Annotated in this window: 18 protein-coding genes; all 18 read right to left on the bottom strand. The window is 37.5% G+C overall.

The features are described from left to right. Position 1 precedes the first annotated feature (1 nt). Positions 2 to 1,069 (bottom strand): ABC transporter permease, encoded by a 1,068-nt coding sequence (locus KGI01_RS02835; protein WP_141273087.1) that lies wholly within the window; start codon positions 1,067 to 1,069, stop codon positions 2 to 4. Continuing rightward, positions 1,069 to 2,607, bottom strand: a complete 1,539-nt coding sequence (locus tag KGI01_RS02830; RefSeq protein WP_141273085.1) for an ABC transporter ATP-binding protein — start codon at positions 2,605 to 2,607, stop codon at positions 1,069 to 1,071. Before KGI01_RS02830 ends, KGI01_RS02835 begins: the two co-directional genes overlap by 1 nt. 159 nt (positions 2,608 to 2,766) lie before the next feature. Beyond that, positions 2,767 to 3,831 carry a BMP family lipoprotein gene (locus KGI01_RS02825; RefSeq protein ID WP_141273083.1) on the bottom strand — a complete coding sequence of 355 codons (1,065 nt, stop codon included), beginning with the start codon at positions 3,829 to 3,831 and terminating at the stop codon, positions 2,767 to 2,769. A 61-nt stretch (positions 3,832 to 3,892) separates the two neighbouring features. Then, complete coding sequence (locus KGI01_RS02820; protein WP_141273080.1) at positions 3,893 to 4,621, bottom strand: GntR family transcriptional regulator; 729 nt, start codon at positions 4,619 to 4,621, stop codon at positions 3,893 to 3,895. A gap of 339 nt (positions 4,622 to 4,960) precedes the next feature. After that, complete coding sequence (locus KGI01_RS02815; protein ID WP_141273078.1) at positions 4,961 to 7,321, bottom strand: DNA translocase FtsK; 2,361 nt, start codon at positions 7,319 to 7,321, stop codon at positions 4,961 to 4,963. Positions 7,322 to 7,404: 83 nt separating this feature from the next. Then, entirely contained in the window at positions 7,405 to 9,072 is a 1,668-nt protein-coding gene (locus KGI01_RS02810) for a ribonuclease J (RefSeq protein WP_141273076.1), read from the bottom strand. A 195-nt stretch (positions 9,073 to 9,267) separates the two neighbouring features. Then, positions 9,268 to 10,164: a 4-hydroxy-tetrahydrodipicolinate synthase gene (gene dapA / locus KGI01_RS02805; protein WP_141273073.1), complete on the bottom strand. Its 897-nt coding sequence runs from the start codon at positions 10,162 to 10,164 to the stop codon at positions 9,268 to 9,270. Positions 10,165 to 10,194: 30 nt separating this feature from the next. Beyond that, positions 10,195 to 11,235, bottom strand: a complete 1,041-nt coding sequence (locus KGI01_RS02800; RefSeq protein ID WP_141273071.1) for an aspartate-semialdehyde dehydrogenase — start codon at positions 11,233 to 11,235, stop codon at positions 10,195 to 10,197. A 221-nt stretch (positions 11,236 to 11,456) separates the two neighbouring features. Further along, a complete protein-coding gene (locus KGI01_RS02795; protein ID WP_141273069.1) occupies positions 11,457 to 12,680 on the bottom strand; it encodes a M16 family metallopeptidase in 1,224 nt (407 codons plus the stop codon). A gap of 105 nt (positions 12,681 to 12,785) precedes the next feature. After that, on the bottom strand, positions 12,786 to 14,906 hold the full coding sequence (gene pnp / locus KGI01_RS02790; protein ID WP_141273067.1) for a polyribonucleotide nucleotidyltransferase: 2,121 nt from the start codon (positions 14,904 to 14,906) through the stop codon (positions 12,786 to 12,788). Between the two features lie 201 nt (positions 14,907 to 15,107). After that, a complete protein-coding gene (gene rpsO / locus KGI01_RS02785; protein ID WP_087680152.1) occupies positions 15,108 to 15,377 on the bottom strand; it encodes a 30S ribosomal protein S15 in 270 nt (89 codons plus the stop codon). Positions 15,378 to 15,551: 174 nt separating this feature from the next. Further along, positions 15,552 to 16,499, bottom strand: coding sequence for a bifunctional riboflavin kinase/FAD synthetase (locus tag KGI01_RS02780; protein ID WP_141273065.1), 948 nt, complete (start codon positions 16,497 to 16,499; stop codon positions 15,552 to 15,554). A gap of 11 nt (positions 16,500 to 16,510) precedes the next feature. After that, on the bottom strand, positions 16,511 to 17,422 hold the full coding sequence (truB, locus tag KGI01_RS02775) for a tRNA pseudouridine(55) synthase TruB (RefSeq protein WP_141273063.1): 912 nt from the start codon (positions 17,420 to 17,422) through the stop codon (positions 16,511 to 16,513). Positions 17,423 to 17,490: 68 nt separating this feature from the next. After that, positions 17,491 to 17,838, bottom strand: a complete 348-nt coding sequence (rbfA, locus tag KGI01_RS02770) for a 30S ribosome-binding factor RbfA (protein ID WP_068454743.1) — start codon at positions 17,836 to 17,838, stop codon at positions 17,491 to 17,493. Between the two features lie 18 nt (positions 17,839 to 17,856). Beyond that, positions 17,857 to 18,135 (bottom strand): DUF503 domain-containing protein, encoded by a 279-nt coding sequence (locus tag KGI01_RS02765; RefSeq protein WP_141273061.1) that lies wholly within the window; start codon positions 18,133 to 18,135, stop codon positions 17,857 to 17,859. Beyond that, on the bottom strand, positions 18,135 to 20,114 hold the full coding sequence (gene infB, locus KGI01_RS02760) for a translation initiation factor IF-2 (protein WP_141273059.1): 1,980 nt from the start codon (positions 20,112 to 20,114) through the stop codon (positions 18,135 to 18,137). Before infB ends, KGI01_RS02765 begins: the two co-directional genes overlap by 1 nt. A gap of 182 nt (positions 20,115 to 20,296) precedes the next feature. Then, positions 20,297 to 20,617 (bottom strand): YlxQ family RNA-binding protein, encoded by a 321-nt coding sequence (locus KGI01_RS02755; protein WP_068454751.1) that lies wholly within the window; start codon positions 20,615 to 20,617, stop codon positions 20,297 to 20,299. A 1-nt stretch (position 20,618) separates the two neighbouring features. Continuing rightward, on the bottom strand, positions 20,619 to 20,891 hold the full coding sequence (rnpM, locus tag KGI01_RS02750) for an RNase P modulator RnpM (protein WP_068454754.1): 273 nt from the start codon (positions 20,889 to 20,891) through the stop codon (positions 20,619 to 20,621). Positions 20,892 to 20,909: the final 18 nt, after the last annotated feature.

Raw genomic sequence — 20,909 nt, 5'->3', positions numbered from 1 at the left:
ATTATTTCTCCTCCTTTACAGTCTTCTTAGCAGCTTTATTTTTTGCAATTTTAGATAAAGCTAATTGGATGATGTAGCCTGAAGCTACGAAGAAAATAATTAATGCAATAACAATTGTTACGATTTCGTCTGGGATACCTGCTGCACTTGGCATGTTTGTACCACCATTTTTCAAACCACCGAATAAGATTGCGCCAAGCAATACACCAAATGGTTGGTTTGCACCTAATAATGCAACCGCGATCCCGTCAAATCCAATTCCTGTGAAGGCTGTCATACGTGAGATATTTCCAAATGTACCTAACGCTTCCATCGCACCACCTAGACCAGCAAAGGCACCTGAGATAACCATTGCCATGATGATATTACGACTTACATTCATACCTGCATATTCAGAAGCATTCTTGTTGAATCCAACTGCTTTTAATTCGTAACCTGTCTTTGTTTTTTCTAGAATGAACCACATAATAATAACGGCTAAAATTGCGACAATGAAGCCCCAGTGTAAACGTGAATATTGTGTAATACTTGATAAAAATTCAGAAGAAATACGAGCTGAATCATGAATATCTGGCGTCTTTTCACCACCATTTGACATTGCACTAATCGCCGCATTGACTACATGAAGTGCGATGTAGTTCATCATAATTGTTACGATTACTTCATGCACTTGTAACTTTGCTTTTAATAGACCCGGAATGAATGCCCATAAACCACCTGCTACTGCTGCTGCTAAAATAGCCACAACTGCATGTAAACCTGTTGGTAAGTTGAATGCATAACCTACGTATGCTGCTGCTAACCAACCCATGATTAATTGACCTTCAACACCGATGTTGAACATACCTGTACGGAATGCAAATGCAACCGCTAAACCGGCAAATACATATGGAATGATTGTACGAACAGTTTCACCAATGTTATATGTGTCACCAAAAATACCTTCCCATAATGCTAGGTAACCATCGACTGGGTTAAAGCCTGTAGAAGCCATAACGATTGCACCAACAATTAAACCTAAAATAATCGAGATAATTGGAATCATAATCGCATTAAAACGACTAGACATTATTCGTCACCTACCTTATCTTGCTCAGCATGTAGTGACTGACCAGCCATTAATAAACCAAGCTTTTGTTCTGTTGTTTCTTGTGGTTTTACTGTATCGATGATTGAACCATCATGAATAACGGCAATGCTATCTGATACGTTCATAACCTCATCTAATTCAAATGAAATAAGTAATACTGCTTTTCCTTTATCACGTTGTTCAATTAAACGTCTGTGAATAAATTCAATCGCACCTACATCTAGACCACGCGTTGGTAGTGCGGCAATTAATAATTCTGGGTCACGATTTACTTCACGACCAATAATTGCTTTTTGTTGGTTACCACCTGATAATGCGCGTGCTTCTGTTGAAGGACTTGGTGTACGCACATCATATTCTTCGATAATTGCTTCTGCTAACTTGTTTACTTTTTTGTAATCAATAATGCCGGCTTTCGAAATCGGCTTTTGATAGTATGTTTGTAATGCAATGTTATAGCTAATTGGATAATCAAGTACAAGACCATGTTTATGACGGTCTTGTGGAATATGTCCAACACCCGTTTCAGTAATTTTACGCGGTTTTAAATTCGTTAAATCTTTTCCTTTTAAGGTAACTTTACCACTTGATACCTTGCGAAGACCGGTAATTGCTTCGATTAGCTCAGATTGACCATTTCCATCAATTCCGGCAATCCCCACAATTTCCCCAGCTCGAACGGATAAGTTTAAGTTTTTAACGCGCTCAATATTACGGTTATCAGTTACAGTTAAATTTTCCACTTGTAAAATCACTTCTTTTGGATGTGCAGGTGTTTTTTCAGTTTTGAAGACAACTTGTCGTCCAACCATCATCTCAGCTAATTGGTCTGGGTTCGTCTCAGCAGTTGTTACTGTTCCAATTCCCTTACCTTTACGAATAATCGTTACGCGATCTGATACTTCCATGATTTCTTTTAATTTATGTGTGATTAAGATAATTGACTTACCTTCAGCGATTAAACGCTTCATGATTTGAATCAACTCTTCAATCTCTTGTGGTGTAAGAGAAGCGGTTGGTTCATCAAAGATTAACATCTCAGCGCCACGATACAACGTTTTTAAAATCTCAACACGTTGTTGCATACCAACCGAAATATCTTCAATTTTTGCGTATGGATCAACATTCAATCCATATTGCTCCGATAGGGCTTTTACTTTTTTCGCAGCTTTGCGAATATTGATTAACCCCATCTTCGTAGGTTCACTACCTAAAATGATGTTTTCCGTCACCGTAAAATTTTCAACTAACATAAAGTGTTGGTGAACCATCCCGATGCCAAGTTCATTAGCTTTATTCGGGTCGGTAATTTGAACTTCTTTACCGTTTACTTTGATTTGGCCCGCTTCTGGTTGGTATAAACCAAAAAGTACGTTCATCAAAGTTGATTTACCTGCTCCATTCTCACCAAGTAAGGCATGGATCTCACCTTTTTGCAGTTGAAGGGTGATATCATCATTTGCAACGAAATCCCCAAACTGCTTGCGAATTCCCAGCATCTCAATCACATATTCCAATGTGCTCACTCCTTCAGGCTCTATATAGTAATAAATAAGTTAACAAAGGTTAAAAAATTAACACAACGAAAAATACAGAAAAGTATATTTTTCCCTCTATTAATTTTAATGTTAAAAACATCATGGAGGAGTATTCCTCCATGATGCAGTAATACAAAATTATTTACCTGGTTTTTCAGGAACTGTGATTTCGCCTTTGATGATTTTTTCTTTATATTCATCAATTTTCTTTTGTGTTTTTGAAGTGATTGCACCGTGAGAATCAGCTAAACCAACACCATCGTCTTTTAGACCGTAAGTGATTGTTTTACCGCCAGGGAATTTACCGTCTTTACCTAAGTTAGAAACGTCTTTTGCAGCGATATCAACACGTTTTAACACTGAAGTTAATACGATGTTTTTGTCGCCAACTTTACCTTCGTCGTATTGATCACGGTCTACACCGATTGCCCATACGTCTGCATTAGGATCTTTTTTCTTACGTTCTTTTGCTTCAGTGAATAGACCTGTACCTGTACCACCAGCTGCGTGGAAGATAATATCTGCGCCTGAATCATACATACGTTTTGCAATTGTTTGACCTTTTGCTGCATCACCGAATGAACCAGCGTATTGAACGTCAACTTTTACTTTCGGGTTAGCTGCTTTAACACCCGCTTCAAAACCAGCTTGGAAACCGTCGATTACTTCACTCTTAATACCGCCGATGAATCCAACTTTATCTGTTTTTGTTTGTAATGCTGCTGCAACACCTGCTAAGAATGAAGCTTCGTTTGCTTTAAACATAATTGATGCTACGTTATCTTGACCTTCAACAATTTCATCAATGATTGCAAATTTAGAATCTTTTTGTTGTTTTGCAACTTGTGATACTGAATCGTGTAGTTTATAACCTACAGCGAAAATTAAGTCGAAGTCACGACGAACTAATTTTTGAAGATTTGTAGTAAATTCTGAATCTTGGTTCGATTGTAGGTAGTCAATTCCACCATCACCTTTTGTTAGGCCGTTTTCTTTACCGTACTCTTGGATACCATCCCAAGTAGATTGGTTGAATGACTTATCGTCAATACCGCCTGTATCAGTTACCATAGCAACTGTGAAGTTGTCTTTGTCCTCTTTTTTTGTATCGCCTTTTTTTGCATCATCTGAACCACAAGCAGCTAATAAAGTACTTGAAGCTAAAACAGCTGTTAATGCTAAACCTAAGTTACGCTTTTTCATTTTGGTGTCCTCCCAAAAAGTAATTAGTTGTATTTTCGATAGCAGGAACGAATAGTTGATGTTAAACGCGTTTTCGAACTACGTGGAAACTGAATTTATCAGCTCTAAAGTAGTTTTTAGAATACAGTACCACACGATCGTTATCATCGTAATGGAGCTGTGTTAATAAGAGCAGTGGAACGTCTTGTCCACTCTTGAGTATTGCAGATACTTCTGGATGTGCTCCGACTGGGTTAATATATGTTACCGCATAGGCTACATGAATTTTCCCTGTTTCTTCTAAAGCTGAAAAAATGGAAGAATCATGTCGGTTCTCAAAATCCCTAGGCATGTGTTGACTAGGTACTTGATCTACGCAGTAAACGACTGGCTCGCCATTTGCAGTACGAACACGTTTAATCGTTAATATATAATCACCTTCATCGCATTGAAAGCGTTTAATATCTTCTTCATTCGAAAGGGTCTTTGTTGAATTCAAATAAATGGTCCCTGGTTCCATTCCTGCATCTTGAATCATGGACGAAATACTTCTAAGTTGTTCAATGCCGGAAGTGAATACTGGCTTAGGATTGACGAACGTACCAACTCCGTGTCGACGAACAATGATATTTTCCTCTTCCAACAGTCTCAGTGCTTCACGGAGTGTTGCACGACTGACTCCAAGTGATTTTGAAAGCTCAAATTCAGATGGTAGTTTTTCATTCTCTTTAAAAACCCCATTTTCTATATCAGCCTTCAAGTGATCAATCACTTGTAGATACAAATGACGATAATCTGATTTTATAGACATTCAAATCACCACCAATTAGACATCAGACATCAGACGTAAAACATTCCTGCTAATCAGACATTACTATACCATTTTTAAAACATGAAATAAATAGATTTCAAAAAAATCTGTGTTAAAACAGTCGTTTTTTTCTTAAAACTGTCATGGTTTTACTATTTATTTGTCACAGATGTATATTTTTAGTTATTTATAATTCACTTTTTATACATCTATACTACTCACTCTCACTACGCGTTTCCTTGCTTAAAGTTCCGTTTATGCTCGAAAATACTTACTCGATTTTTTGATTTTTTATTTTCCTTAACCATACATCTCGCATATTACATACAAACATCTGTATTAATATCGATTTTGCAATACTTGTCTCGGCTTACTTTTTTCAGCTGGTCCAACGATGCCTCGTTCTTCCATTTGATCCATGATACGTGCTGCACGTGCATAACCTACTTTTAATTTACGTTGTAGGAATGAGACGCTTGCTGTATCTTGTTCAATCACTAAGTCCACCGCTTGTAAATAAAGCTCATCTAAATCTTCGTGATCCGTTGCTTCCTCTTCCTCACTTGGAATCATCTCTTCTTGATACTGTGCCTTTTGTTGACCGATTACATAATTCACGATTTCTTCTACTTCTTCATCCGATACGAAAGCACCTTGTACACGTACAGGCTTCGATTCACCTGCTGGTAAAAACAACATATCTCCTCGTCCAAGTAAGCGCTCAGCACCCCCCATATCTAAAATCGTTCTCGAATCAATCGCTGAAGATACAGCGAAAGCGATTCGCGATGGAATATTGGCTTTAATAACACCTGTGATGACATCTACAGAAGGTCTTTGTGTCGCAATGATTAAATGAATTCCTGCTGCACGTGCCATCTGGGCTAAACGTGTAATAGAATCTTCAACATCATTGGAAGCCACCATCATCAAATCTGCCAATTCATCTACAATAACAACAATGAAAGGTAGGTGTGGATGCTTTTCATCATTTTCTGCATTAAATCGATCCACATGATTATTATACCCTTCTATATTCCTTGTACCCGTATGTGAGAACAAATCATACCTACGTTCCATTTCTGACACAACTTTTTTTAATGCTTGTGAAGCTTTTCGCGCATCTGTTACAACAGGGGCAAGTAAATGAGGAATACCATTATACACATTCAGTTCCACCATTTTTGGATCGATCATCATTAATTTAACCTCATGTGGTTTTGCACGCATTAGAATACTAACAATAATCCCATTAATACAAACCGATTTACCACTACCTGTAGATCCTGCTACAAGTAAATGGGGCATCTTATTGAGTTGCGCAAGTTTCGCTTCACCTGAAATATCACGCCCTAAACCAATCAATAATTTGGCATCTGGTTGATTATTTTCTTTTGCCTCTAATACTTCGCGTAAACCGACCATCGCCACTTCTTTATTCGGCACTTCAATTCCTACAGCAGATTTCCCTGGAATCGGTGCTTCAATTCGAATATCTTTTGCTGCAAGTGCTAAAGCCAAATCATCTTGTAAATTAACAATCTTACTGACTTTTACACCGCGATCTGGTAATACTTCATATTCTGTTACAGCAGGGCCGAGATGTACTTCTGTTACAGTTGCTTTCACACCAAAAGACTGGAATGTTTGCTCTAGCTTCATCGCATTTTCTTGAATAACAGAGAATTCGCCACTTTGATCCGTTGGTTTCGGCATTTTTAGTAGTGTCATTTGAGGTAATTTATATTGTTTATTTTCAAGCTCTCCCTCTTCTTGTAGCACCACACCATCCTTTAATTCTTCTTCTACTAATTGCTCAGCTGTTGGTTCTTCCGTAAGCGTCTCCTCTACGCGCTGCGTAAAAGCAGAGATTTTCGGTTCTTTTTTCGGTAAAGGTGGTTGTTCTTCTACTACTTCTTCTACAGCTAGCTCTTGCTCTCTTTCAGGCATTGGAATGATTGTAGTTTTTGTTTCTTTTTCTACTTTTTGATTTTGTAATTGTTTTTTGACAGCACGTCGATATTTTCTTGCTTCTCTTACTTCTTTGCGACGACTTACAATAGACTCTTTCCAAATAGGCCATTGCTGCATAAGATAGGGTACTAATGCACGTCCTGTAATCAGAATAAATGCTACAACACCGAGTAACCACGCCATAATTGTAGCACCCGTTGTATCAAATAAAACATGGCAAAATGCAAATAATAAACCACCTACCATGCCACCACCAAGCGATGCATCTAGTTCAAGTACACCTCGCTCACTTACTAATACACGCCATGTTTGAACTAGTACAGATTGTTTTTCAGACATATTCTCTTTAAATAAAGCAATTTGACTAAATAATGTTGCACTTGCTAATAAAATTGAAAATCCCCATACAAAACGATTTTTAAATTCTGGTAATGCGCGAATAATCATCATATATACAGCATATCCCGTCATTAGAAACGGAACCACCACATACCAATTACCAAATAAAAATTTCATGACCGCTTGTAGACTATCACCGACAATTCCTAATCTAAAAAAAGAAACAATTGCAATCGCAATAATGGCGAGTCCTATAATTTCATATATTAAAGGCGAAAGTACCTTCTTCTTTGCCGTCACTTTTCGTTTAGTAGGTGCCGCTTTCTTTCGCGTAGTTTGCCTTTTTGTTGTAGTTGGTTTTTTTGTTGTTTTTCTTGAAGTTGCCATGATTCCACCTCCTTTTCTCTATTATAAAACAAAAAAGGATTTCCTACCCGTATTGGTAAGGAAATCCTTTTATTCGTTGCTTCTTAGTATTCCATAATAATTGGGATAATCATTGGACGACGCTTCGTTTGTTGGAATAGATAACTATTCAACGTATCACGAATCTCTTGTTTGATTGCAGTCCATTCATATGAACCTTTACTTACATACTTCTCTACAACGCCACGAACTAATTTCGCAGACTCATCCATTAATTCTTCTGATTCACGTACATATACGAAACCACGAGATAAAATTTCTGGACCTGAAGCAATTTGTTTTGATTTTTTATTGATTGTCACAACGACAATAAAGATACCATCTTGACTTAATAGTTTACGGTCACGTAATACGATATTACCTACGTCACCGACACCAATACCGTCAATTAGAACATTACCTGCATTGACACGACCTGCCATACGCATCTTACCGTTCTTATATTCAACGATATCGCCTTTATCTGCGATAAAAATTTGTTTTTTATTCATACCTAATTCTTGTGCTAGTTTCGAATGTGAAATTAACATGCGGTATTCACCTTGAATTGGAATGAAATATTTTGGTCGCATTAAGTTGATCATCATTTTTAAATCTTCTTGAGAACCATGACCTGATACATGTACTTTTTTATCAGCAGCCATTACTTTTACGCCCATTTTTGCTAATGTGTTCATTGTTTCAGAAATTTGCACTTCCATTGCTGGAGATGGAGTGAATGTAATTAAAACCGTATCTGATGGTTTTAAACGGATATCGCGGTGATGTTTACGGATAATTTTTTCTAAACCTTCTAGTGGTTCACCTTGATTTCCTGTAATAATTGCTACAATTTCTTGGTCTTCATAATCGTTCATCTTACTTACTGGGATTACGTATTCTGGGTCGATTGATAAATAACCTAAGCGCATGCCAACTTCAAATGTATTTTCTAAACTTCTACCTACAATCGCTACTTTTTTCTCAAGCGCTATTGCTTGATTAAAGACTTGTTGAATACGAATAAAGTTTGAAGCATAACAAGCAACTAAAATACGTCCTTCTGCTTGATGGAATGTTTTTTCTAGTCTTTCTTTTACAACATTTTCAGAAATTGTATGACCAGGACGTTCTGCTTCTGTAGAATCTGACATCAAAATAAATACGCCTTCGTCTCCTAGTTGCGCCATTTTTGAAATATCTGGACGATACTTCCCTTGTGCAGATTGGTCGAATTTGAACTCACCTGTGTGTACAATTGCACCTTCTGATGTGTGGAACACAATACCTAATGAATCTGGAATACTATGTGTTGTATTAAAGAATGTTACATAGGTTGTTTTAAAATTCATACGACTTTTATTTGTTACTTCAAAGAACTTCACTTGATGTGGAGCAGGCTTCTCTTTTAAATGTTCTTTTGCAAGAGCAATCGTCAATTTAGAGCCATAAACTGGTGCATTTACTTTATTTAATAAATAAGCAATTGAGCCAATCGCATCTTCATGACCATGCGTTAAGAAAATACCTTTCACACGTTCTTTGTTCTCTACTAAAAACGACATATCTGGAATAACATAATCGATTCCTAACATATCATCTTCTGGGAACATTAATCCACTATCTACGACAAATAGATCTTCGTCAATTTCTACGACGTACATCGCTTTGCCAATTTCACTAACGCCACCTAGTGGAATGACGCGTATAACTTCATTTTTAGTTTTAGCCACTTCTTTTCCTCCTAAAATAATCCCGTACAGCAACCACTTACATTCATTATAAGGCTTGAAACCGTTTTTCACAATTAAGAAATGACGGTTCCTTCTATTTTTATTTCAGAAGAAATCTAGCCTCTATTTCTAAAAAATAAAAAACAAGCCGTTCATCTATGCGTCTCAGATGAATAGCTCATTATAATTATTGAATTAAGCAAATGTTTTTTGTGTTTGGAAATAGTGATCCCAAACTTGATCAAATGCTGCTTTTTCTTCATCTGTTAAATTAACAATTGGTAAACGAACATTTTCGTTACATAAACCTAGTTTCGATAATGCATATTTAACAGGCGCTGGACTTGGTTGTGCAAATAGAGCACGAATTAATGGTAATAATGCTTGGTGAATTTTTGCTGCTTCTGCATGGCGTCCCTCTTTGAATAAAGAAATCATACGCTGCATATCTTCCCCAACAACATGTGCTGCTACAGAAATAACGCCATGACCGCCTGCTGCAAGAAGTGGTAATGTAATACCATCATCACCGCTATATACTGTGAAATCATCATCTGTTAAAGAAAGAATTTCAGTCATTTGGTCTAAATCGCCACTTGCTTCTTTAATAATTTGGATGTTTGGAATTTTACTTAATTTTGCTACTGTATCTGGCTCGATATTAATTCCAGTACGTCCTGGAATATTATAAAGCATGACAGGAACTGAAACAGACTGCGCAATATCAGCAAAGTGAGCATAAATACCACGTTGGTTTGGCTTATTATAGTAAGGTGCTACAAGCATAACCCCGTCTACCCCAGCAACTTCAGCTTTTTGTGCCATAATTTTTGAGTAGTATGTTTCGTTGTCACCTACACCCGCGATAACTGGTACACGTCCATTTACTTGATCGACTGTGTATTTTAAGACATCTAATTTTTCTTCCGTTGAAAGCGTTGGCACTTCCCCTGTTGTACCTAATACAACAATTGTATCTGTACCTGTTTTAATTAAATGTTCAATCATACCTGCTAAATGTTTATAGTCAACCATCCCACCATCTTTTGTAAATGGTGTTACCATTGCCGTCCCAATATTACCAATATTCATAAAAAATCCAACCCCTTTATTATTTTTATATTATAGTAGTCCGTCTTCTAACATGGCTTCTGCAATTTGAATTGAATTCAGTGCAGCACCTTTTAATAGGTTATCTGCTACAATCCATAGATGGAATCCGCGATCATTTGCTAAGTCTTTACGAATACGTCCAACAAATGTTGGATCTTCGCCTTCTGCAAATAATGGCATTGGATATTGTTGATTCGTGATATCATCTTGTACAACAACGCCTGGTGCATTTTCTAATGCTTTACGGAATTCTTCTACTGTTACACCCGTTTTATCTACTTCTACAAATACAGACTCAGAATGACCTGCTACAACTGGTACACGTACACAAGTTGCTGCAACTGCTAATGCATCATCATGCATAATTTTCTTCGTTTCGTTAATCATTTTCATTTCTTCGTACGTAAAACCATTTTCTGTGAAGACATCAATTTGTGGTAGTACATTACGTGCGATTGGGAAGTGCTTCTTGTCGCTCTTTACAGGTAAAATATTTGCTTCTACATTTTTACCTTCATCCCACGCAAGACTTTGCTGATGTAATTCTTCAATTGCACTGACACCTGAACCAGATACTGCTTGGTATGTAGATACAATAATATTTTTCAAACCAAATGCTTGACGAATTGGCTCTAGTGCGACAACCATTTGAATTGTTGAACAATTTGGATTCGCGATGATTCCATTATGTTCTTTTAAATCTGCGCGGTTTACTTCTGGTACAACAAGTGGTACTTCTGGGTCCATACGGAATGCACTTGTATTATCAATCACAACCGCACCACGTTTTGCAGCCTCTTTTGCTAATACTTTTGAAACCGAACCTCCTGCACTAAATAACGCAACATCTACGCCTTCAAAAGCTTCTGGTGTTGCTTCTTCAATTGTGTATGTTTGACCAGCAAAATCCAGTGTATTCCCTGCTGAGCGCTTTGATGCAAGTAATTTCAGCTTACCAACTGGAAACTTTCGCTTCACAAGCTGCTCCATCATCTTTGTTCCTACTGCACCTGTAGCTCCTACAACAGCTACTGTTAATTCTTTAGCCATTCAAACATCTCTCCCTATTCCAATATATAATGGCGTAATTGTACCATACCCCAATTAAATTGTGTATAATAATTCAATTATTTAGTATATTAAATCTTTTTTCAACTTAAAAGGCTATTGAAATACCATTTTCTCTCTTTTTTTATTTTTAAGTATTAAATGATTTTTAAAATACAATCGATTCATATCCAAATAAAAAAACTCCCAATCAGGGAGATTTTTTAAAATTCACTGCTAATGATTGATTTCGCATGTGGTTGATTAAAAGTTGCTGCGATTTGTTCATTCACCTGCTCAACCGTTACATGGCTTAATAGTTCTAGCGCTTCTTCAATTGTGCGTTCACGACCATAAATAATTTCATTCTTCGCATTGCGTGTCATGTAATCATATGATGTTTCGAGCCCTAATAATAAATCACTTTCCAACTGACGTTTCGCTGAAATTAATTCTTCTTCTGTAATACCTGTTTGTTTAAACTCTTCAATTACTTCAAAGATTGTTTTTTCCATTAGTTCACGCTGTTTCACCGATGTACCACCATAAATCATGAATGCACCTGTATCTTGATAAGCTGCGTAATATGAATATACTGTATAAGCCAGCGCTTTTTCTTCACGTACTTTTTGGAATAAACGCGACGACATCGAATCACCAAAGATATTATTCATGACAAGGTACGGGATTGTTTGCTCATCTGTTACAGCAAGACCCGGGAAACCAATGACAACATGTGCTTGCTCAACTTGGCTTTTCTTCGTTGTTTCTACTGCATGGAAAACAGGCTGATCGAATGTAATCACACCACGTGATTCTTCATTTTCAAATTGGTCAAACAATATTTGTAGTTTTGAAATGAGTGCATCATCAAAATTCCCTGCAACTGATAACACTACTTGGTCTGGAGTATAATGCGTACGAATAAAATCCTTTACTTGTTGCTGCGTGAAAGATTGTAATGTCGCCTCAGTTCCTAAAATTGGTGCGCCAAGTGGATGTCCTTCAAACATCGCTGCCCACAAACGTTCATCTACATCATCATCAGGCGCATCTTCTGTCATTGCCATCTCCTCTGCAATTACTTGTTTTTCTTTTTCCATTTCTTCTGGATCAAATACAGAATGGAAAAACATATCCGCTAATATCGTCACAGCTTCTTCAATTTGTTGATCCATCGCGACAACGTAATAACATGTTTGATCTTTTGATGTAAAAGCATTTGTCTGTGCACCGATGCGATCAAAGTCTTCTGCAATTTGTTTAGCACTACGTGTTTTCGTTCCTTTAAATAGCATATGCTCAATAAAATGTGTTAAACCATTCTCTTCTGGTGTTTCATAACGCGAACCAACATTTACCCAAATACCAAAAGATACAGAACGAACGTGAGGCATTTTTTCTGCTACAATACGCAAACCATTTTTAGCTGTATATTTTTCTAACATTTTTTCACTCCTATTTTAAAAAAGAGGTATACCCTTTGCTTTTCAATTACGTTCGAAAAGCGACAAGGCATACCTCTTTCTGCATTCAACTCATTACATTAAAAATTAATCAGCTGCTTTTTCTTTTTCTTCTTGAACAACGACTTTACGAGAAAGGTTGACACGATTTTGACGGTCGATTTCGATACATTTTACAAATAGCTCGTCACCGATTTTTAATACGTCTTCAACATTTTTCGTGCGCTCATCTTGAATCTCAGAAATGTGTAATAAACCATCTTTACCTGGGAAGATTTCAAGGAAAGCACCGAATTTCTCGATACGTTTTACTTTACCTAAGTAGTACTCCCCTACTTTTGCTTCACGTACGATACTTTCAATCATATCTTGTGCACGTTGAATCATCTCTTCATCAACTGATGAGATAAAGATCGTACCGTCTTGTTCCGTATCAATTTTTACGCCTGTTTCATCAATAATTTTATTGATTTGTTTACCACCAGGTCCAATAACATCACGGATTTTATCTGGTTTAATATGAATTGATTTAATTTTTGGTGCATATGCAGATAACTGTTCACGTGGTTCAGCAATTGTTTGTAACATTGACTCAAGAATCACCATACGACCGTGTTTTGCTTGTGTTAATGCTTCTTCTAAAATTTCACGTGATAAACCGTCGATTTTAATATCCATTTGTAGTGCTGTTACACCTTTAGCTGTACCTGCTACTTTGAAGTCCATATCGCCTAAGTGGTCTTCCATACCTTGAATATCTGTTAAAATTGAGTAGTGTTCACCTTTTTTGATTAAGCCCATTGCAATACCAGCTACCGGTGCTTTTAAAGGTACACCTGCATCCATCATCGCTAGTGTTGAACCACAGATTGACGCTTGAGAAGTTGAACCGTTTGATTCCAATACTTCAGATACACAACGGATTGTGTAAGGGAAGTCTGCTTCATCTGGAATAACTGCTAATAATGCACGTTCACCTAATGCACCGTGACCAATTTCACGACGACCTGGTCCACGCATTGGTCCTGTTTCACCAACTGAGAATTGTGGGAAGTTGTAGTGGTGCATGAAGCGTTTGTTTTCTTCTACACCTAAACCATCGATAATTTGTACATCACTTAATGAACCTAGTGTGCAAATTGATAGTGCTTGTGTTTGACCACGTGTGAATAGACCCGAACCGTGTGTACGTGGTAATAAACCAACTTCAGATGATAGAGGACGAATTTCGTCTAATTTACGACCATCAGGACGTACTTTATCTTCTGTGATTAAACGACGTACTTCGTCTTTCACCATTTTATCTAAAATTTCATTTACTTGTTTTAATGTTGTATCACGATCTTCTGCGTCTGCTAATTTCTCTTCATATGCAGCTACTACAACTGATTTAACAGCTTCGATTGCTTCATCGCGTGCATGTTTTTCATGTGTTTGAATGGCTGCATTCATTTCTGTTTCGTGCGCAGCTTTAATTTCTTCATATAATTCTTCATTGATTGTTTGTAACTGTACTTCCATTTTTTCTTTACCACATTCAGCAGCAACTTGCTCTTGGAAGGCAATTACTTTTTTGATTTCTTCATGACCGAAAACAATCGCTTCTAACATTGTTTCTTCTGGTACTTCAAGTGCGCCAGCTTCAACCATGTTAATCGCATCTTTTGTACCTGCAACTGTTAAATCAATTGTTGAATTTTTTAATTGTTCCACTGTTGGGTTAACAATGAATTCACCATCGATCATACCGATTGTTACACCTGCGATTGGGCCATCAAATGGAATATCTGATACCATTAATGCAAGTGAAGAACCTAGCATTGCAGCCATTTCTGAACTACAATCTGGATCATTCGACATGACCATAGAGATTACTTGTACTTCATTACGGAAACCATCAGGGAATAGTGGACGGATTGGACGGTCGATTAAACGAGATGTTAAAACTGCTTTTTCTGAAGGACGACCTTCACGTTTAACGAATCCACCTGGAATTTTACCAGCAGCATACATTTTTTCTTCGTAGTTCACTGTTAATGGGAAGAAATCTGTTTGCTTTGGTTTTTTTGAAGCTGTTGCGTTACAAAGTACTGCTGTGTCACCGTAGCGTACCATAACTGCACCGTTTGCTTGTTTTGCTAATTGACCTACTTCTACAACTAATGGCTTACCTGCCCACTCATAGCTATATACCTTTTTTTCGTTCATTTATTGAACTCCTCTCTCAAAAACCGTATTGCCATTTATTTTATTTATGTAATCACTAGCTAGTTTATCAAAAATGTGTTTTCATTGCGAAACATTTCATACTTGATGAAGCAATTTTTCATATTTTGGGATTGGCGTGTGATTCTTTTTTTCTGTAACATAAAGAAAAAGCGGGACTAGCCCGCTTTTTCAAGTTGCATTTTATCGACGTAAGCCAAGTTTACCAATTAATTCACGGTAACGTTGAACATCGTTTTCACGAAGATATTTCAGTAAGTTACGACGACGACCTACCATTTTGAATAAACCGCGACGTGAATGGTGATCTTTTTTATGAGTACGTAAGTGCTCGTTTAAGTTGTTGATATCCTCAGTTAGTACAGCGATTTGTACTTCTGGAGATCCAGTATCACTTTCATGTGTACGGTATTCAGCGATGATTTCATTTTTACGTTCTTGTGTTAATGCCATCTTGAATACACCTCCCAAATTATAAAATATCCCCTGTTACTGAGTGATTCGTTGGAGAATCGAAATACCAAGTAAAGGTTCTGTGCTTTTATCAAGTCACTTATGAAATAGTAACATAAAGAAGGTCTCTACGCAACTAAAATCACTGTAAAATAAACGATTCTCTCTACATTACTATACTTCTTTGAAGAAATCGATTGCGGCTTGTTTATCTTTTGTGAGTTGTGCAACAAGCGCCTCAATTCCGTCGAATTTTTGCTCTGGGCGTACCCAATCATACCAATCAATCGCTACTGCTTCTCCGTAAATATTTTTATCGAAACCTACGATATGCACTTCAATTGTTAAGTTTTTCTCGTTTGGATTTTTAAATGTCGGTTTGTACCCAATATTACATACACCGATAAACCATTCTTGTTGTACACGTACCTTGACTACATAGACACCGTTTGCAGGAATAAAACTACCTTCATCTGCTTGTACATTCGCCGTCGGGAATCCAATTGTGCGTCCACGTTTATCACCATGTACAACTACTCCCGGTGTGCGATATGGTCTACCTAATAATGCGTGAACCTCTTTTATATTACCTTCTTTTAATAATGCACGAATACGAGTAGAGCTAATTTTCTCATCATCTTCTATTTGTTTTTCAACTACTTGCACGGTAATGTCCTCACCACATAGCGCTGGCATATCCGCCATCGTTCCACTACCTTTTCGTCCAAATGTATAATCAAAACCTGCTGTGACATGTTGTACACCTAAGTCTTTAATAAATAGTTGGACGAATTCCTCTGGTGATAATTGTGCAAAGTCAGATGTAAACCGAACGACGAATAACGTATCAACACCCGATTCTTCTAAAATCGTGATTTTTTGTTGTAGGGGTGTAATGTAAAATACTTTTTCTTTACTTTGACCAAGAACAATCGAAGGGTGAGGGTCAAATGTCATAACCGCTAATTTTGTCCCCGTTTCTTCTGCTTTTTTTTTCGCTTTATTAATCACCGCTTGATGCCCTCTATGTACGCCATCAAAAAATCCTAGCGCAAGTGAATAAGGACCTGTTAATTGTTCTGAAGTAATTTGGTTTGGATATGATAATTGTACAACTTGCATGTCGTAACCTCCTAGTTTACTTTAGGAAACATCTTTTCGGGTTTCATTAATCCTGTTTTAGTTGGATGTACTACATAAATAGCTACAGCCTGATTATTTTCCACGTACACTATCTTATCAGATTCTTTTAGAGAAGGGTGTACTGGAAGCACTTGTCCATTCGAAATTTCTTTTCGATTTGCATCTGTAATCGCAATTTGTGGGTATTCTGTTAATGCTGTTTCAAGTGGACGAATCGCTTCACTTAATGTTCCCTGTTCTTTCATCTCTTGTAATTCACCAAGCGTTTTACATTCATCTTGTGTATAACTTCCTGACATCGTACGTATAAGTTTTTTCATATGAGCTGGGTATCCAAGAATCTCACCAATTTGAACGGAAAGCGTACGAATATAAGTACCTTTTCCACAAGCAATTCGAATAGAGAACATCACTTCTTCACCTTCATATACTTCTTGCGGCTCAAGTAATGTTAATTCTTTGATTTCGACAAGTCGTGTCGGACGTTCCACTGTTTGACCAGCACGTGCATACTCATATAGTTTACGACCATTTACTTTAACAGCAGAGTACATTGGCGGTGTTTGTTCAATTGTACCTGTTAATAAGTGCAAAGCTTGTTCAATTGCTTCACGTGTAATCACTTTATGCGTATGATTTTGTGTAACGACTTCACCTTCTGCATCTTCTGTCGTTGTTGCAGTTCCAATCGATACAACCGCTTCATATACTTTTCCTGCGTCTGTAATATATTCTGCTAAACGTGTTGCATTACCTACACAAATCGGTAGTACACCTTCTACTGCTGGATCAAGTGTACCTGTATGCCCTACTTTTTTCGTGCCTAAAATTTTTCTTAATTTAAATACACAGTCATGAGATGTCATGCCTGCTTCTTTCCATAATGGTAAAATCCCGTGCATTCATATACCTCCATTTACATAAAAAAGAAAGGCTGATCCAATAAAGGACAGCCTCTTTTTTACGATTGTTATCTATCAGATTCGTGCAGTTTGCGTAACAAATCGTCAATATGATTACCGTACTCAATTGAGGCATCAAATTCGAAAAATAGTTCAGGAGCAATGCGTAAACGGATACGCTTACTAATTTCAGAGCGAATAAAGCCTTTTGCTTTTTCGAGCCCTTTTAATGTTTCCTGTTTTTCTCGTTCTGTACCTAAACTAGTAATATAAATTGTCGCTTGTTGTAAATCGCCTGTTACTTCTACATCTGTAACTGTAACAAATCCTACACGAGGGTCTTTTAGCTTACGACCAATAATATCGCCAAGCTCTTTTTTAATTTGCTCAGCTACTCGATTTGAACGTAATGACATAATCGATTCACCTCAGTTTCATAAATATTCTCGATATAAATCAAGAAGTTCCCACTCAGGATTCGACTCTAAATGTGCAATGGCGTGATCCATTTCCCGATTAGCAGCTTGCTTATTCGAGGAAACGGTCACAATTGCTAAGCGTGTTCTTTGCCAAACATTTTGATGATCAATCTCTGAGATAGCTATATTATAACGCTGTTTGGTCCGGACTTTCATCTTTTCTAACACAGCTCTTTTTTCTTTTAATGAATGTGCGGCTGGAATCATAAATTCACATTCCACATAAACAATCATTAGCGTTTAATTTCTTCCATTACGTATGCTTCAATTACATCGCCCACTTTAATATCATTAAAGTTTGCAATTGTGAAACCACATTCGTAACCCTTTGCTACTTCTTTTGCATCATCTTTGAATCGTTTTAATGAAGACAATTCACCTTCAAAAATAACGATACCATCGCGGATAACACGTACACCTGCGTCACGTACTAACTTACCGTCTGTAACATAACCACCTGCAATTGTACCCACTTTTGATACTTTGAATGTTTCACGTACTTCTGCATTACCCACAACTTTTTCTTCGTATTCTGGGTCAAGCATCCCTTTCATCGCCGCTTCAATCTCTTCGATTACTTTGTAGATGATACGGTGTTGACGAATATCAACGCCTTCTTGTTCTGCTGCACGTTTTGCATTTGTATCTGGACGTACGTTGAAACCAATTACGATTGCATTTGATGCTGCTGCTAATGAAATATCAGACTCTGTAATCGCACCTGCACCTGTGTGAATAATTTTCACGTTAACGCCTTCTACTTCAATTTTCATTAATGAAGCAGCCATCGCTTCTACTGTACCTTGTACGTCAGCTTTTACGATTAAGTTTAATTCTTTCATATCGCCTTGTTTCATTTGGTCGAATAGGTTATCTAAAGTTACACGTTGACCTTCACCACGTTGTTCTTGGATTGCTGTCATTTCGCGTGCTTCTGCTACTTGACGTGCAGATTTCTCATCATCGAATACAACGAAACGATCACCCGCTTGTGGCACATCACTTAAACCTGTGATTTCAACTGGTGTTGATGGACCTGCTTCTTTTACACGACGACCATGGTCATTAATCATCGCACGTACACGACCGTGAGCATGACCTACAACGATTGGGTCACCTACTTTTAATGTACCATTCTGTACTAAAAGTGTTGCAACTGAACCGCGACCTTTATCAAGTTGTGCTTCAATTACAGTACCCATTGCATTACGTTTTGGATTTGCTTTTAATTCGCCTACTTCTGAAACTAATAAAATCATTTCAAGAAGTTGATCAATTCCTTCACCTTTTAGTGCAGAAATTGGTACGAAGATTGTTTCGCCACCCCAAGATTCTGCTACTAAACCATGTTCCATTAATTCTTGCATAACACGATCTGGGTTCGCTGAAGGTTTATCCATTTTGTTTACTGCAACGATGATTGGAACCTCTGCAGCTTTCGCATGGTTGATTGCTTCAACTGTTTGTGGCATAACACCATCATCAGCTGCTACAACTAGAATTGTTAAATCAGTAACTTTTGCACCACGTGCACGCATTGTTGTGAATGCAGCATGTCCTGGTGTATCAAGGAATGTGATTTTTTTGCCTTCTACTTCTACTTGGTAAGCACCGATATGTTGTGTGATACCACCTGCTTCACCCGCAGTTACTTTTGTGTTACGAATTGAGTCTAGTAATGTTGTTTTACCGTGGTCAACGTGACCCATAATTGTTACAACTGGAGGACGCTCTACTGCTTCAGCATCTTCTACTACTTCTTCATCTTCGAAATATGTTTCTAAATCGGTACGGTCAATACGAATTTCTTCTTCTACTTCTACACCGTAGTCTGTAGCGATTAATTCGATTGTATCTTTATCTAATTCTTGGTTAATTGTTGCCATTACACCAAGTAAGAATAATTTTTTAACGATTTCTGAAGGCTCGCGACCTAGCTCTTTCGCTAACTCTCCTACAGTTAATGATTCATAGAACGTGATTTTTTCTGGTAATGCTTTTGGTGCTACAGGTTGTGGAGCTGGACGGTTTTTACGACGTTGACCTCCGTTAATTCCTGGACGACGACGTTGTTGTGGACGACCACCTGCTTGTCCTCCGCGGTTTTGTCCGCCACGATTTTGTTGTCCGCCACGACCTGCGTTATTGCCGCCTGAAGACGGGCGTGAAGTATTTGTTTTATTATTATTATTATTAGATGAGTTATTTGTCATAGTACATCCTTATTCATATGAAATTTTTGAGTGTTCGCTATTAATTTCTTACATCGTCATCGAACTAATAGCAGGACGAGTTCCTGGCTGTCCCTTGGCGCTCATTGATGACTTGGTGAAATAAGGACTTTCACACTTGGATCTTATTTGACAGCTTCTGTCTTGATTCCTCATGTACTGCATTATTGTGATTCAAGTTGTTGGAATAACTCCGACAGTTTTTTCGCAAAACCGCGGTCCATAATTGCTAAGGATACACGTGTTTCTCGACCTGTCGCATGACCTAGTACTTCACGTGTACTAAATTCATGCAATTCAACTTGAAATGAGTTACATTTATCGCGCAACTTTTTTTGCGTATTCTTTGAAGCATCTGTGGATAAAATCACAAGTTTAGCCGATTGTCCTCGAACTTCCTTCACCACTTGTTCTTCGCCTGATACTACTTGTCTTGCTCTCGCTGCAATTCCTAGTAAATTTAAAATGGCTTGTTCAGTTGTCATGTTATTTACCCTTTCGAATAACTGCTAGCAAATCATCATAGATGTGTTCTGGAATTTCAACTTCTAATTGATTTTTCAAAACATTCTTCTTCTTTGCTGCTTCTACTGCAGCTTCTGATTTCGATACGTAAGCACCGCGACCAGACTTTTTACCAGTCTCGTCTACGGATACTTCACCTTCTTTTGAACGTACAACACGTACCATGTCCTTTTTTGGTAACATGTCACCTGTTGCACAACATTTTCTTAATGGTACTTTTCGATTGACTGGCATCTTCTAAACACCTTTCAA

The organism is Kurthia gibsonii (assembly GCF_006539985.1).
Taxonomy (GTDB): domain Bacteria; phylum Bacillota; class Bacilli; order Bacillales_A; family Planococcaceae; genus Kurthia; species Kurthia gibsonii.
This window is presented reverse-complemented; position numbering and strand designations above follow the sequence as displayed.